Genomic DNA, 15,484 nt, shown 5'->3' on the forward strand with positions numbered 1-15,484 from the left:
GTCAAGCGGTGGTGGGATGCACTGACGGCATCGGAGCGTGCGCACCTGCTGCATGACCGCCCGAATGCGCTGGGCAACCTCAACGGGCTACCGGTCGCCGTCCGCAGTGCGGCCAACATCGCGGTGATGCAGCGCGATATCGCCCGCGTCGAGAACGCCACCTCGGCGGTACCTGCTGCAGCGATGACGAGATATCACAACGCGCTGAAGGTGCGGGAAGCGCTGAATACCAACCGGGACATGACCCGTGGCACCGACACGTTCCTCTACGTCTACGAGCCGGAAGCGTTTCACGGGCAGGGACGCGTCGCCATCTCGATAGGTGACCCGGACGGAGCCGCGAACACCACCGTGGTGGTGCCCGGCACCAGCAACAGTGTGACCAGCGGCTGGCTGGCCGGCCCGGACGCCGCGAACGTCTTCAACCAGACCAGGTCCGCGGACCGCCACAAGCCGGTCGCCGTCCTCGCCTGGATGGGCTACGACGCGCCGGACAGCTTGGCCGACCCGCACGTCGCGCAGGTCGGAAATGCCCGGGAGGGCGGCGCGTTGCTGGCGTCTGATGTCAACGCACTGGAGGTCACCAACACGGGCGACGCGCACGTCACCGCCGTCGGGCACTCCTACGGTTCCACCACCGTCGCCGATGCCGCCGCGGGTTACCGGATGCGCGCCGACGACATCGTGCTCATCGGTTCGCCCGGAACCGATCTGGCCACCAGCGCCGCCGATTTTCATCTTCCCGACGGTGGGCGGGTTTTCGTCGGCGCGGCCGCCACCGACCCCGTGACGCTGCTGGGCGGGGATAGCAATCAGGTCCACATACCGGGTTCCGGGCTGACCGTCGGGCTCGGCACCGATCCCGCCGATGACGACTTCGGGTCCACCCGGTTCAAGGCCGAGGTCGCCGGGACAGGCTGGCCGTGGACCGATCACAGCGGGTACCTGGAGCCGGGCGGCGAATCTCTCTACAACATCGCCGTCATCGCCTCGGGCCGGGGCGACGAACTTGAGAGCATGGGGATGACGGCGCCACCCCGGACCCAGATCGCGATCCCCGGGATGCCCGTCATCGAGATCGACGCCGAGGTGTTCCGGCCTGCCACCGGCGGGCACCACCATGGGTAGCTCACCGACGTTCGAGGGGAAGCCTTGGTTGCCAACGCATTCGTTGCGACGTTGCTCGCTGTTCTCGTCACAGGATGTGGGACCGTGGCATCGCTGACCGAACCGGTGCCCGACCCGTTGACCCCCGAGCAGTCCAAGGCGCAGGTCCTCGATGCTGCCCGCGGTGTCGCGCGTGCTCTGCAGCTCGAAGTGACCAGGGTGGTGTTCTGGCGCGCGTCGTGCAATGACCGGCACGAAGCCCTGTTCCGCAGCGTGATCAGCATCTGGTATCCGACCGCGCCGACACTGGAGGCCTCCGATGCCGAGGTGGCGGAGATGATCCGACGGTTACAGGCCGACGGCTGGACCGGCGACACCGAGTTCGCGAGCCACGGTGCCACCGCCGCCAAACACGACGTCGTGGCGGTGCTCACCCCCAGGCGGTGGGGCACAAGAACAGAGGTATCGACCTGTACGGCGAATGCCGCGATGTCGCCACTACCAAGGCGACCGTAGGCAGCACCGAGCGCATCAGCTTCGACTAGGCGCGGGCCAACCGGTCCGGCGGTACCGCCGCCAGCAACGCGCGGGTGTACTCGTGCTCCGGCGAGGCGAAAAGCTCGGCGGCGGGCCGGTATTCGACACACTCACCGGCGCGCAGCACCAACACATCGTGGCTCACCCGCTCGATGACCGCCAGATCATGCCCGATGAACAGGTAGGTCAGCCCGAGATCGCGCTGCAGTTCGAGCAGCAGATCGAGCACCTTGGCCTGCACCGACACATCCAGTGAGGCAGTGGCCTCATCGAGGATCAACAGTTCGGGCTGCACGGCCAATGCGCGGGCGATGTTCACCCGCTGGCGCTGCCCGCCGGATAGCTCGTGCGGGTAGCGGGATGCGAACGACGCGGACAGCCCGACGGACTCCAGCAGCTCACCCACCCGGGCCTCCCGCTTGGTGCGGTCGGTCACCAGGGCGTGCACGACGAGCGGTTCGGCGATCGACGCCCCGACCGGCATCCGCGGGTTGAGCGAGGCGAACGGATCCTGCATCACAAGACTGATGCGCCGTCGCACGGTCTTCTGCTGTGCGCCGGGCACATTCAGTACATCGGTGCCGTCGAGGACCGCACTGCCCGCTCGGGGTGCCACCAGGCCGGTGAGCGCCGAGGCCACGGTGGACTTGCCCGAACCGGATTCACCCACCAGGCCCAGGGTGGCGCCCCGGCGGATCCGGAACGACAGCTCCTTGACCGCGTGCACCACCGATTTACCCGTCGGGGTGCGCACCGGGAAGCGGATGTCGAGGCCCTCGACATCCAGCAGCACCGGCGTGTCAGGCGCCGGGGCAGGCGGTCCGCTCCCGCCCAACACCGGACGGGCAGCGAGTAATTCGCGGGTGTAGGGCTCGCGCGGCTGATCGAAGATGTCGTCGACACTCGCCCGCTCGACCACCGATCCGTTGCGCAGCACGGTGACCGTGTCGGCCACCTCGCCGATGACCCCGAGATCGTGACTGATCCACAGCACCGCGGTCCCGAAATCCCGCTGCAGATCCCGGATCAGCTCGATGATCTGGGACTGGGTGGTGACGTCCAGGGCGGTGGTGGGTTCGTCGGCGATCAGCAGTTCCGGATCGCAGGCCAGTGCGATGGCGACCATCACGCGTTGGCGCTGTCCGCCGGAGAGCTGATGCGGGTAGCTGCGCAGCCGGTTCTGTGGTTCGGGCAGGCCGACCGCTTCGAGCAGTTCCAGTGCCCGCGCGCGGGCCTGCCGCCGCGTCTGATGTTTGTGTGTCTCCAATGATTCGGTGATCTGGCGTTCGACCGTCAGCAGCGGGTTCAGCGAGGTGCCGGGATCCTGGAAGACGAAACCGATCCGGCCGCCGTGCACCCGGCGCAGGGTGCGTGCCGATGCGCCGACGAGTTCCAGGTCCCCGGCGAGGACGCTGGATCCGCTGACCTGGGCCCCGGGTGCGTCGAGCAGTCCGGTCCCGGCCAGCACGGTCATCGACTTACCCGAACCGGATTCGCCGACGATGCCGACGGTCTGTTCCTGTTCCACGGTCACCGACACCCCGCGCACGATCTCCCGGCGCCCGATGCGCACGCCGAGATCGCGGACCGACAACACCTCGGACGTCATCGTCGCCTCCGGGCCTCGATCATGGTGCGCTGCTTGGGGTCCAGCACATCGCGCAGGCCGTCACCCAGCAGGTTGCAGGCGAGCACGATGACGAAGATGGCCAGCCCGGGAAACACCGCCATCCACCATGCCAGCGTCACGAAACCCTGGGAATCGAAGATCATCCGTCCCAGCGACGGCTGCGGTGGTTGCAGTCCCAGGCCGAGGAAGGACAGCGCCGCCTCGGACAGGATCGCGAAGGCCAGCGACAGCGACGTCTGCACGATCAGCGGGCCGGTGATGTTGGGCAGGATGTGCCGCGTCAGGATGTAGCCCGACCCGGTGCCCATCGTGCGCGACACCGCCACATAGGGCTCGACGCGGACCGAGAGCGTGCTGGCGCGGGCCACCCGCGCGAAAATCGGGACGTAGACGGTGCCGATCGCCAGAATCGTTGTGGTGAGCCCCGGCCCGAGGACGGCGACGATGGCCAGGGCCAGCAGCAGCACCGGGAACGCGAACATCACATCGACCATTCGCATCACCACGGTGTCCAGCCAGCCGCCCCGATATCCGGCCAGCACCCCCAGTGTGACACCGACGACGGCGGCGAACGCCACGCTGATCACCGCCACCATCATCGATGCCTGCACGGCGACCAGCACCCGCGACAGCACATCGCGGCCCAGTTCGTCGGTGCCCATCCAGTGCGCGCCGCTGGGCGGGTGTAGGGCCTGCGGGACATTCACATCGTTGACGCCGTACGGGGTGATCCAGGAGGCGGTCAGCGCGATGACGATGACCGCGATGAGCACCACTGCACTGAGCACGGTCACCGGGTTGCCGGCCAGCAACCGCCAGGCCCTGGTCCGCTCGTCGTCGAGTTCGTGTTCGGTCATGACAGCCGAATCCTCGGATCGACCACCGCGTACAGCAGATCCACCAGCAGGTTGACCACCAGGAACAGCACCGCCATCAGCAGGACCGCGCCCTGGATCACCGGGTAGTCACGCGCGGCCACCGAATTGAACACCAACCGGCCCAGACCGGGCCAGGCGAACACCACCTCGACCACGATGACACCACTGAGGATGGTGGCCAACTGGATACCGGTGATGGTGAGAATCGGGACCAGCGCGTTGCGCACGGTATGACGCATCGTCACCACCCGGGGCGGAAGACCCTTGGAGCGTGCGGTGCGCACGTAACCCATGGCGGTCACCTCCAGCACCGCCGATCGGACATAGCGGGTCATGATGGCCGCGGCCACCAAGCCGACGGTCAGCCCCGGCAGGATGACGTGACGCAGCCAGCCGCCCGGGTCCTCGAACAGCGGGCGGTAACCCGAGGTCGGCAGCCAGCCCAGCACGGTCGAGAACAGCGAGATGAGCAGGATGCCGAGCCAGAAATCGGGCACTGACACGCCGAATTGGCTTGTGATGCGCACGATCGCGTCGCTGGCGCGGCCTTCCCGCAGTGCGGAGTAGATTCCGGCGGGCAGTGCGATCGCCAGCGCCAGGATGATGCCGACGAGTGCGAGGGACACCGTCGCCGGCAGTCGGTCCAGCAGGATCTCGGTGACGGGGTCGCCATTGCGGAAGCTCACGCCCAGGTTTCCGGTGGCCGCGTGCCCGAGGTAGCCGAAGAACTGGCTGATCAGCGGCTAGTCGAGTCCGCTGGCCTGGCGTAGTGCCGCGTACGCCTCGGGCGTGTAGCGGGTCCCGAGCGCGATACGCACGGGATCGCCGGGAACCAGGTGCACCAGCGCGAACACCACCATCAGCACACCCACCAACACCACCAGCGAGTACGCCAGCCGCCGGGCCAGGAACCTCAATACCGTCACTGGTCGGCTCCGCCGTCCAGGACGACGCCGCGGAACCGGATCGCTTTGTCTCGGCGCGCCTGATACCCGGACAGGTCGGGCGTCCAGGCCTGCAGCACCGCCGGGTTGTAGAGGTACAGGTAGCTCACCTCATCGGCGATGAGGGTGGCCGCCTGCGCGTAATCTTCTTTGCGCGCTTGTTGATCGGTTTCGGTGCGGCCCGCGTCGAGCAGTTTGTCCACCCTCGGGTCGGAGAATTTCTGGGCATTGCTGGTGCCGTCGGTGTGGTGCTGGGCGTAGTAGAAATCGTCGGGGTCGATATTGCCCAGCCAGCCCATCATCAGCATGTCGAACCGTCCGCTGTTCTGTTCGTCGAGCCAGGTGGCGAAGTCGACGGTGCGGATGTTCGCGGTGATGCCCAGGGGTTCAAGGTTGTCGGCGATCACCTGAGCGGCGGTGACGGTTTGCGGGTACTCGGTGGTGACCAGCACGTCCATCGTCGACGGGGTCACGCCGGCCTCGGCCAACAGCGATTTGGCCTTGTCGAGGTCCTGGCTGTAACGGTCGTACGGCACGAACCACGGGTTGCCTTCGGGGATCGCCAGCTGATTCGCCTGCGCGGTGCCGTAACTGGTGGCCTGCACGATCGAGGGCCGGTCGATGGCATACGCCACGGCCTGCCGGACGCGCACGTCGTTCCAGGGTGGCCGGGCCAGGTTCAGTGCCAGATACCAGTAGTCATTACTGGGTGTTTCGGCCAGATGCAGCGAGTCGTCGTTGCGCAGCTGGGTGACCCGTTGCGCCGGCACGGCATCGGTCCAGTCGACTTCACCGGCCTGCAGCGCGGACAGCGCGGTCGACGGTTCACTGATGAACCGGTAGGTCACCCCGGGAATCTTCGGGGTGCCGCCCCAGTACCGTTCGTTGGCGCGCAGCGTGATCGAGTCGCCGCTCTTCTGGCTGACGAAGGAGAACGGTCCGGTGCCGATCGGGTGGGTGGCGATCTGACCGTCTTCGACATTGGCGCGCTRCACGATCGCCATTCCCTTGAACCCGCCGAGGTTGGTCAGCAGGTTCGGAGTCGGGCGCGCCAGCGTGATGCGCACGGTGTGGTCGTCGGTGGCGCTGACATCGGTGATGGCGCTGAACTTGTCGACGTTGGTGAGTTCCTCGTCGATGATGCGACGGTAGGAGTAGACGACGTCGTCGGCGGTGAACGGGCTGCCGTCATGAAAGGTCACGCCGGGCCGCAACCGGAATGTCCAGACCAGCTGGTCCGGTGAGGTCTCCCAGGACTCCGCCAGCGCCGGGCGCATGATCAGATCGGCGTCGGGTTCGACGAGCGTGTCGTAGACGTTCTCCAGCACTTCGAAGGAGAAGTAGGCGCTGGTCTTGTGCGGGTCCAGCTGATCGGGTTCCCCCGAGATGGCGGCGATCAGATTGCCTGAGTCCTGACCGAGATCCACCCGCTGGCCGGTGGAACACGCGCCGCAGGTGAGGACGACCACGGCGGCGAGCACGGCCGCAAGCAGTCGCATATCCGTCACTTTCCGCCTACGTCGGCCCCGGGTTGGGCGGCGACGTACAGGTGACTGGGCGTCTACCCGCCTCGTGGTTTTTCTACACCTCTCGGCGATCTCGGCAGGTCAGCGGCGGTCGACCGGGAGTCCTCCCGCTCGCCGGCCGGACGTGCTTCGGTCTCGGGTGGAGCGACCTTGGGACTCGTGCGGGAGGTGCGTGGGGTGACGCTGCCCACGAGTTCGTGCACGGAGTGCCGCAGGGTGGATGCGACGTCGTGCAGCGGGACGGGCTGCGCGCGTTGCGCGGCGGGACGCGACGGTTTTCTGGGCGCCTTGGTCGTCGGCGTCGCGCCCATCGGCGTGGCCGCGGTCGGTGCTGTCTGTTCCGCCGGGGGGCCGGCCGCGGCATGGCGGACGTCGTCGACCGCGGTGACGACGGCCTCGGTGATGACCTCGCCTGCAGCGTCCACCACCGCGCCCGCGGTCCTGATGCCGGCCGCCAGGGCACGGACCGGGTTTCCGGATCTGGCGAGTTCCTGCGCCATCGCGTCCGGGACCTCGAACACCCCGGCCAGCACATAGTTGAACGCAGGAAAGATCACCGCCGCAACCACATTGATGGCACCGACCACCGCTACCTGAAACACCCCGCGCGGCATCACCGTCGGCTCGGGGTCGGGCACGAAGGGCAAATTCAGTGCGGCATAGGTGTCCTGGCGTGCCTTGTCCAGTGCGGCGGCGACTCCGGGGACGCCGCGCTGAACGGCGGGCAGCACGTTGAGTAATCCGACGACACCGACCTGGAAAGCGTTGAGCGCGCGCTGCGCCGGAATGGCGGCGTCCGCATCGATGGCGCGCTGTGCGGCGGCCTCGGTGGGCCCGGTGACCGAGGCGGCCGCGGCGCCGATCGCCTTCAGCACGTCACCGGCGGACAGCGCAGCCAAGAAGGTTCCGGGCACCTGCAGGGTGGTGGTCACCGCCGTCGCGCCGGTCTGCGCGAGCAGCGGACAGATGATCGAGCAGTAGACCGTCTGATTGTGCAGAAAACTGCCGATCAGCCCGCCGGGCGGTACCGACGTCGACGCGGTGAGCGCGACGTCGTGGACGACCTCCGGGGCCGCCGGCAGCGGCGTGACCACCACGGCCGATACGACGACGGCTGCCACCCCCAGTCCGATGAATCGCTGCATGTCGGCCCCCTGTGTCGCACGCTGATACACGACACACGATGCGCACGTGCGGACGGTTCAATGCCGCCGGCTTGACGCTCCCACCGGGCCCCGCAGGTACTGGTGCATCTGGCCGGTGGCTCCAGCGCGGCGGCCAACGCAGCGCTGCGCGCCTTCAGCAAGGGCCTGGCCAACGAGGTCGCACCGCGCGGCATCTGCGTCAACACGGTGTCGCCGAGTTCATTCAGACCGGTGCCGACCGTCTGACGAACTAGACGTCGCTGGTGCTATACCGCGTCTTGACCGGCGGTGCGCTCAGCAGGGCGGGCACCTTGGTGAGCTTGCCCTCGCCGGCCCGGAAGGCGCGGTAGGCCTCATCGTGTTCGACGGACTCCCAGAGTTCGTAGATCAGCCAGTGGCCTTCGTCGTTCTCGTCGACCAGCACGTCGGTGCCGAGATTGCCGGGAAAGGCCCGGGTGTCGGTGAGGGCGCGCCGGAAGACATCGCGCGCGTCGGCGACGGATTCGGGCTTGATCTTCAGTTCGAGGATGACGGTGACCGGCATGGACGACAACCTACCGTCGCGATGTCAGCGGCGCTGCAGCGTGATCACGGTGACGTCATCGTCGGTCTCACTTGATGCCAGCGCCTTCGAGATGCCCGATGCGGAGAGGTCGCCGGCCCGGCCGAGCGCGCCGGCCAGTCTGGCCATCCCGTCGTCCACGGTCGAGTCCCGGCGTTCCACCAGGCCGTCGGAGTACATCACCAGTCCCTGACCGTGATCGAGGGTGAAGGTGCTGGGCGCGTACTGCACACCCCGCACACCGATCGGCGGAGACAGCCGCACCGGAGCCTGCTCGACCGCGGGGCCAACCAGGTAGGGCATCAGGTGCCCGGCCGATGCCGCCTCGACCTGTCCGGACGCCGGGTCGACCCGCGCGAGGATCACCGTCGCGAACGTGCGGGGCATCAGGTGCAGGCTGAAGTCGTTGAGCTGGCCCAATGCCTCGGCGGGTGTGGCCCCGGCAAACAGCAATGAGCGCAACACGTTACGCAGTTGGGCCATCGCCCCGGCGGCGGGCAGGCCGTGACCGGCGACATCACCGAGCAGCACGATGAGCCGCCCGTTCGGGAGCTGGAAGGCGTCGTACCAATCGCCGCCCACCCGGCCACCGGCGGCGGGCCGGTAGTCGGCCGAAAGCTCCCAGCCCGGGATGGACGGGATCGATGCGGGCAGCAGGCTGCGCTGCAGCATCTCCGCGACGCGGAAGGCCCCCCGGGTGCGCCGGTACAACTCCTCGACGAGGTGACCGCGCAGCGCCTCGGCGGTCTCGACCTGGATCGGCGCCCACGGTTCGCAGCACTTGTCCACAACCTCACGCCAGCGTTCGAACGATTTGCGCGGGCTGAGCCGAACCCCGTCGCCTTCCCGCACCGCGATGGCCTTGTTGTGCGGATCGCCGCCCCAGTCCACCGCGCGCAGGGCCTCCTGCCGGAACCAGACCACGTATTGCTCATCGGGCAGATTCAGCGCGAGCGCGCCGGCGGCCTCGTGCAGATCCAGGCCGGGCAGCGCGTCGGACAGCCGCTCGGTGGATGCCATTTCCTCACCCGCGCCGCGTGCCCAGGTCGCCACCTGGGCCACCACGTCGGCCGGCGGAACCACCCCCAGTTCGTGGTACTCGCCTCCGAGGCTGACCACCACGCCGGCCGCGGGCAGCAGGTCCAGCAGGCTGGGGGAGCGCAACAGCGCCGACGCGACGGATTCGCTCTCGTTCAGCGTTGCCGCTGTCACGTGGGCCAGCATCGACTGGGAGGCCAGCCGCTCGCGCAGCTGGTCGTCATCGAACCGGTCGATGAGACGCAAAGACAGTGTGGAGCCCAGGAATTCGGCGGCGGCCCGGGCCCCGTAGGGCGGCAGGTGCGGTCCGGCGTAATGGTGGCAGGCGATCAATCCCCAGAGCCTGCCGTGGCGCAGCAGTGAAATGGACATCGACGCGCGCACACCCATGTTCTGCAGGTATTCGATGTGGATCGGTGAGACGCTGCGCAGTGTGGCGTGCGTGAGATCCAGCGGTGCCCCACTGGCCGGATCCATGGTGGGTACCAGCGGAGCCGGGGTGTAGTCGACGTCGGAGATCAGCCGCAGCCAGCTCTTCTCATACATCGCCCGCGCCTGCGCCGGGATATCGCTCGCCGGATAGTGCAGGCCGAGAAAGGAATTGAGGTCGTCATGCTTGCATTCGGCGACGACTTCGCCGTTGTAGTCGCGGTCGTAGCGGTACACCATCACCCGGTCGAAGCCAGTGAGATCACGGACCGCGCGGGCGGTGGTGTCATACAGCTCGGTCATCGAGGACGCCCGGTTCAGCTCCTCGACCGAATTACGCACCGCCTGATAGGTATTGGGGAAGGAGAACGGCCGTTCCCCGAACGCGATCTCGAGTTCGACCAGCAGCACGCCGCCCGGCTCGCGATGCAGCAGCGCATCGAAGGGCCGGGATATCCCGTCGACCGTGAGATTCAACTCCAGCGGATTGCGTTGCCGCAGATCACCGAATGCCGACGCCGACTGCTGGACCCGTTCGGCCTGGGCTGGGCCCATCAAAGCCGACAGGTGCCTGCCCAGGACCTCGTCGACGGACACACCGAGCAGATCGGCGACGTTCGCGCTGACCTGACGGATCTCGAAGTCGGGCTCGCGGACCACCGCGAGCACCCCGCGCGGCTGGATGCTGCCCGGGATGTGGATCGGCTCGCGTGCGCAGTTGTCGAGATCGATGGGTGTGCCGACAGGCAGCAGATCGTCGGCGGCGGGGCCGTCGGTGTTATCGCGCGAAATTAGGTCCACCCCCAGGTTGCGGTGCTGACTTCCCGGCTCGAGAGTGCCAGGCCGCCCCGTGTCTGGTCACATCGACTTCGGTGTTGCCGTAGGCTCAAGATCAGTAAGCGTTCTAACTTGCCCGGTTGAGCAACAGCCCGCGAGACATTGCGCGCCGAATCAACGCTTTCGCGAGGTATTCGATGACACACCAATTCGTATCCGGTCCATCGTCGTTGGTGTGCACCGAGACGTGGCATGCCACGACCGTAGTGATCAGCTGTTCCGGCGTGGTCGACATGCTGACCGCGCCGCACATGGGCCAGCTCATCACGACTGTTCTGGGCAAGCGGCCGTCGGTGGTCATCGTCGACCTCACCGAGACCTCCATGTTTGCCTCCTGCGGTATGTCGCTGCTGGTGGAGACCCACGAGAAACTCCCCGAGGACGCGAAACTGATCGTCGTCGCGGACGGACCCGTCACCCGGCGTCCCCTGGAACTGGTCGGACTGTCGGCGTTCCTCACGCTGCGCTCGACCCTGGATGAGGCGCTCGAGGACGTACCGCTCGCCGAGCACTGAGACACCCGCACGCGTGTCGTGCACCATGGCCCCATGACTGTCGTATTCGTGCATGGGAACCCGGAGACGAGTGCCATCTGGGGGCCGTTGATCCAAGCCCTAAACCGGGACGACATCGTCACGCTGTCCCCGCCCGGGTTCGGCGCCCCGCTGCCCGACGGGTTCGACCCCACTTACCTTGCCTATCGAGACTGGCTCGAAGACGAACTGCAACAGATCGGCGGTCCCATCGACCTGGTCGGCCACGATTGGGGCGGCGGGCATGTCGTYAACGTCGTCATGCACCGCCCTGAACTGGTCCGGAGCTGGGTCAGCGACATCGTCGGTGTTTTCGACCCCGAGTATGTCTGGCACGACCTGGCCCAGATCTGGCAGACGCCGGATGCCGGCGAGGAATACGTCGCGGCCATGGTCTCCGGCACCTCCGAGGAGCGGGTCGCGGCGGTGGCCGCGATGGGCGTCGGACCCGAGGTCGCACCGGCCCTGGTCGCGGCACAGAATGCCGACATGGGTGCGGCGATCCTGCGGCTGTACCGCTCGGCGGCCCAACCGGTGCTCGCCGAGGCGGGCGTTGCGCTGGGAAATGCCGCCGCACGTCCCGGCCTGGCGATCCTGGCCACCGAGGACCACTTCGTCGGTTCCGACGCGATCAGGCGCCGGGCGGCCGACCGGGCCGGAGCCCGCACCGAGGTACTCGACGGACTGGGGCACTGGTGGATGATCGAGGACCCGGCTCGCAGCGCGGAGGTGCTCACGCGCTTCTGGGCCGCCCTCTGAGGCTCGCCGAATAGGAACTCGAGGCCAGGTCGCCGTACCCTTGCGCGGTGACTGCGATCGATCCGGACAAGCTGCGCGCCTGCCTGCAGGTGCTGGCCGACGTCGAATCGCTGCCGCCCGAGCACCCGGACGCGGTCGCCGTCCGACGCGCCACCGCGGGCATCTTCAAGTCGGTGCGCAAGGCCCGCAGGCACGCCAAGCGCGACGCGGTGGCCGAGGCCGACAAGGCGGTCATCGCCGCGACCGCCACCGGGGCGCCCGGACGTATCGACGACGAGACGGCCGGCCTGCCGCTGGTCTCCTCGGTGACCGGCGCGTCCGCGGGAACCCTGCTGCGGTCGCGGGCGTGCTACATCTGCAAGAAGCAGCACACCGTCGTCGACGCCTTCTACCACCAGCTTTGTCCGGAATGCGCGGCGTTCAGCCATGCCAAACGTGACGCCCGCACCGACCTGACCGGCCGCACCGCGCTGCTGACCGGCGGGCGCGCCAAGATCGGCATGTACATCGCGTTGCGCCTGCTGCGCGACGGTGCACACACCACGATCACCACCCGCTTCCCGAACGACGCGGTGCGCCGCTTCGCCGCCATGCCCGACAGCGCCGACTGGCTGCACCGGCTGCGGATCATCGGCATCGACCTGCGTGATCCCGCCCAGGTGGTGGCGCTGGCCGACACGGTGGCCGCGCACGGACCGCTGGACATCCTGATCAACAACGCCGCGCAGACGGTGCGCCGGGCACCCGGCTCCTACTCGGCGCTCGTCGAGGCCGAACGCACTCCGCCGCCCGAGCTGGCGCAGGTCGACGTGGTCACCTTCGACCGGGTCAGCGACGCGCACCCGGCGGCACTGGCGGGCAGCCTGGCCGAGCATCAGACTCCGCACGCGATCACCGAGCTGGCGTTGACGGCCCGCAGTGCTTCGCCGGAGCGGATCGCGGCAGGCACCGCCATCGACGCGGGTGGACTGCTGCCCGACACGGCCCCCATCAACAGCTGGACCCAGCGCGTGCACGAGGTCGACGCGATGGAGCTGCTGGAAGTGCAGCTCTGCAACCAGACCGCGCCGTTCATCCTGGTGAGCCGGCTGCGACCGGCGATGGCCGCATCGCCCGCACGCCGCAAGTACGTCGTGAACGTCTCGGCGATGGAGGGGCAGTTCGGCCGCCGCTACAAGGGGCCCGGGCATCCGCACACCAACATGGCCAAGGCCGCGCTGAACATGCTCACCCGCACCAGCTCCGCCGAGATGCTGGAACAGGACGGCATTCTGATGACCGCCGTGGACACCGGCTGGATCACCGATGAGCGGCCGCACCCCACCAAGCTGCGGCTGGCCGAGGAAGGCTTCCACGCGCCGCTGGATCTGGTCGACGGCGCCGCGCGCGTCTATGACCCGATCGTGCGCGGCGAGGCCGGCGAGGATCTGCACGGCTGCTTCCTGAAGGATTACGCGCCCAGCGAGTGGTAGCTGGGCGCTGTCGCCTGTCCGCGAGATTGCGGTTATCGCGTGAAAGTACGAGTGGCGTGCGCGAAAACTGCAATCTCGCGGGCCAGGGGCTTGCCACAACTGAAGTCCACTCTGCCTATTAACTTCACTTAGCTCCATAAGTGAAGTTAAAATATATCGATGACTTCACTTCGGCCGATCTTCCGCGAGGACGTTTGTTGGGAACCGCAGGGGGTGACGTATTCGCGCGCTGCGCGGCCGCGCTATGGCACCTATCACCCGTGCGTGCCCGCCGCCATTGCTGACCTAGCACTCGACTTGCCGCCGTCGGTGCTCGTCGCGGCTGAGTCGGCCAGCCGCGAGATCGCACGGTTTGACGCCGAACTCGGCGGCGAGATCGCACGGTTTGCGGCCGTCCTACTGCGGTCGGAATCCGCCGCGAGCTCACAGATCGAGAACCTGACCGCATCGGCGCGCGCAATCGGCGAGGCCGAGCTGCCCGGCGGCAAGGCCAAGCGCAACGCGGCCATGGTCGTCGCCAACACCGCGGCGATGCGGGCGGCGGTCGCACTGTCCGACACCGTCGACGCCGAGGCTGTCCGGGCGATGCACCGTGCGTTGATGATCAACGATCCGCGTCATACGCCGGGCGAATTCCGCACCGAGCCGGTGTGGATCGGCGGCGGGTCGACTCCCATCGGCGCGACATTTGTCGGCCCGCGCCATGAGTTGGTCCCCGGGGCGATTGACGATCTGGTCATTTTCGCACAGCGTGCTGACCTTCCCGCGCTGCCGCAGATCGCAGTGAGCCACGCACAGTTCGAGACCATTCACCCCTTCACCGACGGCAACGGCCGCACGGGCCGMGCCTTGGTGCAAGCGATGCTGCGCAACAAAGGTCTGTCGCGTCAGGTCACGGTGCCGGTCTCAGCCGGGTTGCTGGCCGACACCGATGGGTATTTCGCTGCCTTGACGAGCTACCGCGAGGGCGATGCCGCCCCCATTGTCGAGCGGTTCTCGCAGGCCACGGTCCTGGCCATCGCCAACGGGCGACAGTTGGTCGACGAACTGCGTGACATTCGGGAAACCTGGAACGCTCGAATCACCGCACGCGCCGACTCCGCGGTCTGGAAGGTCGCAGATTTGTTGACCCGCCGCCCGGTCGTGAACGCCGCGTTGCTGGCGCAAGAGCTGGGCATCGAGTCCACCAACGCGCACCGCTACCTCAACCCGCTCACCGATGTGGGAATCCTCGTCGAGGCAACGAACGGACCTCGGAACCGGGTGTGGCGTTCCCCCGAAGTGCTTGCCGCGCTCGATGCTTTCGCCGAACGCGCCGGCCGGCGCGGCTGATCAGCTGTTTCCTGAAGGATTGCGCGCCCAGCGAGGCCATCGGGGTTTGTCGGACCGACGCGCTACGGTGCGATCAAGAACGAGAAGCACACGGCAATTGATCGAGATGTAGTACCCCCGACAGGATTCGAACCTGCAACCGACCGGGTAGAAACCGGATGCGCTATCCGTTGCGCCACGGGGGCAAGTCGGACCACCGTAATTTACACCGCGGCGACGTCCTTGCAGAAACGGATGTGCACTACGTGGGCTGCTCGCACCGCATTCGACGAGATGGGCGATCAGTGGTTCGACATCACACCAAAGACAAGGGCGACCTCGGTGTCGCCAAAGCGCACGCCGACCTGGTGACCAAGGGGTTCTACGTGCTTTTCCCGACTACCGAGCACGCGCCGTTCGACCTCGTTGCGTATGCGGACGGCGCTTTCACCGGGTCCAGGTGAAATATCGGTCGGCGCGTGGAGGCGCTATCCACCTGAACCTCCGGTCCACATGGTCAGACCGCCACGGCGTTCATTCGACACCCATCGACAAGTCATCCGTCGACGCAATCTGCATCTACTGCCCGGAGACCGATGAGTGTTATTACATCCGGCCGACTGACCACGGCGCTTCCGTCAATCTTCGGATCACGCCGACCAAGAACGGTCAGCAGAAACGAACCCTGCCGGCCGCATCATTCCGCGACCTGCCGGACAGACTCCCGAATCCTGCAGACAACTTCCGCACCTCGGCGTGAAGCCGCCGTGAATTCC

General features: G+C 67.3%; 13 protein-coding genes, 1 tRNA gene and 2 pseudogenes. 8 read left to right on the forward strand and 8 right to left on the reverse strand.

Annotated features, from left to right (window positions below):
* Both AC1DTF_RS24050 and AC1DTF_RS24055 read left to right on the forward strand, forming a co-directional pair.
* Positions 1–1,128: alpha/beta fold hydrolase (locus tag AC1DTF_RS24050; protein ID WP_477475897.1), on the forward strand; the 1,128-nt coding region annotated here is incomplete at its 5' end.
* A gap of 84 nt (positions 1,129–1,212) precedes the next feature.
* Complete coding sequence (locus AC1DTF_RS24055) at positions 1,213–1,623, forward strand: hypothetical protein (protein WP_477475898.1); 411 nt, start codon at positions 1,213–1,215, stop codon at positions 1,621–1,623.
* Between the two features lie 25 nt (positions 1,624–1,648).
* Here AC1DTF_RS24055 and AC1DTF_RS24060 read toward each other — a convergent pair whose 3' ends face one another.
* From AC1DTF_RS24060 to AC1DTF_RS24080, 5 genes and pseudogenes are all read right to left on the reverse strand, one after another.
* Positions 1,649–3,253, reverse strand: coding sequence for an ABC transporter ATP-binding protein (locus AC1DTF_RS24060; protein ID WP_477475899.1), 1,605 nt, complete (start codon positions 3,251–3,253; stop codon positions 1,649–1,651).
* Positions 3,250–4,131, reverse strand: a complete 882-nt coding sequence (locus AC1DTF_RS24065) for an ABC transporter permease (protein WP_057169510.1) — start codon at positions 4,129–4,131, stop codon at positions 3,250–3,252. Before AC1DTF_RS24065 ends, AC1DTF_RS24060 begins: the two co-directional genes overlap by 4 nt.
* Positions 4,128–5,078 (reverse strand): annotated as a pseudogene (locus AC1DTF_RS24070) (ABC transporter permease). The gene AC1DTF_RS24065 and the pseudogene AC1DTF_RS24070 overlap by 4 nt, the downstream one beginning before the upstream one ends.
* Positions 5,075–6,595 carry an ABC transporter substrate-binding protein gene (locus AC1DTF_RS24075; RefSeq protein ID WP_477475900.1) on the reverse strand — a complete coding sequence of 507 codons (1,521 nt, stop codon included), beginning with the start codon at positions 6,593–6,595 and terminating at the stop codon, positions 5,075–5,077. The pseudogene AC1DTF_RS24070 and the gene AC1DTF_RS24075 overlap by 4 nt, the downstream one beginning before the upstream one ends.
* A 62-nt stretch (positions 6,596–6,657) precedes the next feature.
* The gene (locus AC1DTF_RS24080; RefSeq protein WP_477475901.1) at positions 6,658–7,767 is read right to left on the reverse strand and encodes a hypothetical protein; all 1,110 of its coding nucleotides are present in this window, start codon (positions 7,765–7,767) and stop codon (positions 6,658–6,660) included.
* A gap of 102 nt (positions 7,768–7,869) precedes the next feature.
* Between AC1DTF_RS24080 and AC1DTF_RS24085 the strand changes: the two genes are divergently transcribed.
* Positions 7,870–8,013, forward strand: coding sequence for a hypothetical protein (locus AC1DTF_RS24085; RefSeq protein WP_477475902.1), 144 nt, complete (start codon positions 7,870–7,872; stop codon positions 8,011–8,013).
* A gap of 4 nt (positions 8,014–8,017) precedes the next feature.
* Here AC1DTF_RS24085 and AC1DTF_RS24090 read toward each other — a convergent pair whose 3' ends face one another.
* Positions 8,018–8,311, reverse strand: a complete 294-nt coding sequence (locus AC1DTF_RS24090; RefSeq protein ID WP_477475903.1) for a putative quinol monooxygenase — start codon at positions 8,309–8,311, stop codon at positions 8,018–8,020.
* A gap of 24 nt (positions 8,312–8,335) precedes the next feature.
* Positions 8,336–10,597, reverse strand: coding sequence for a SpoIIE family protein phosphatase (locus tag AC1DTF_RS24095; RefSeq protein ID WP_477475904.1), 2,262 nt, complete (start codon positions 10,595–10,597; stop codon positions 8,336–8,338).
* 173 nt (positions 10,598–10,770) lie between these two features.
* On the opposite strand from AC1DTF_RS24095, the gene AC1DTF_RS24100 reads away from it, so the two are divergent.
* The 4 genes from AC1DTF_RS24100 to AC1DTF_RS24115 all read left to right on the forward strand — a co-directional run bounded on the left by AC1DTF_RS24100 (position 10,771) and on the right by AC1DTF_RS24115 (position 14,729).
* Entirely contained in the window at positions 10,771–11,148 is a 378-nt protein-coding gene (locus AC1DTF_RS24100) for an STAS domain-containing protein (RefSeq protein ID WP_477475905.1), read from the forward strand.
* A gap of 33 nt (positions 11,149–11,181) precedes the next feature.
* Positions 11,182–11,925, forward strand: coding sequence for an alpha/beta fold hydrolase (locus AC1DTF_RS24105; protein ID WP_477475906.1), 744 nt, complete (start codon positions 11,182–11,184; stop codon positions 11,923–11,925).
* A gap of 47 nt (positions 11,926–11,972) precedes the next feature.
* Positions 11,973–13,397, forward strand: coding sequence for an SDR family oxidoreductase (locus tag AC1DTF_RS24110; RefSeq protein ID WP_057169518.1), 1,425 nt, complete (start codon positions 11,973–11,975; stop codon positions 13,395–13,397).
* Between the two features lie 159 nt (positions 13,398–13,556).
* A complete protein-coding gene (locus AC1DTF_RS24115; protein ID WP_477475907.1) occupies positions 13,557–14,729 on the forward strand; it encodes a Fic family protein in 1,173 nt (390 codons plus the stop codon).
* Between the two features lie 112 nt (positions 14,730–14,841).
* Here AC1DTF_RS24115 and AC1DTF_RS24120 read toward each other — a convergent pair.
* Positions 14,842–14,914: transfer RNA gene (locus tag AC1DTF_RS24120), tRNA-Arg, on the reverse strand.
* On the opposite strand from AC1DTF_RS24120, the pseudogene AC1DTF_RS24125 reads away from it, so the two are divergent.
* Positions 14,888–15,468: pseudogene (locus tag AC1DTF_RS24125) on the forward strand (group I intron-associated PD-(D/E)XK endonuclease). The gene AC1DTF_RS24120 and the pseudogene AC1DTF_RS24125 overlap by 27 nt on opposite strands.
* Positions 15,469–15,484 lie beyond the last annotated feature (16 nt).

Source organism: Mycobacterium sp. P4_H6 (assembly GCF_056400845.1).

Coding starts and splice junctions, on each gene's coding strand:
- AC1DTF_RS24060 (WP_477475899.1), bottom strand. CDS start 3,253: ATGACGTCCGAGGTGTTGTCGGTCCGCGATCTCGGCGTGCGCATCGGG.
- AC1DTF_RS24065 (WP_057169510.1), bottom strand. CDS start 4,131: ATGACCGAACACGAACTCGACGACGAGCGGACCAGGGCCTGGCGGTTG.
- AC1DTF_RS24080 (WP_477475901.1), bottom strand. CDS start 7,767: ATGCAGCGATTCATCGGACTGGGGGTGGCAGCCGTCGTCGTATCGGCC.
- AC1DTF_RS24090 (WP_477475903.1), bottom strand. CDS start 8,311: ATGCCGGTCACCGTCATCCTCGAACTGAAGATCAAGCCCGAATCCGTC.
- AC1DTF_RS24100 (WP_477475905.1), top strand. CDS start 10,771: ATGACACACCAATTCGTATCCGGTCCATCGTCGTTGGTGTGCACCGAG.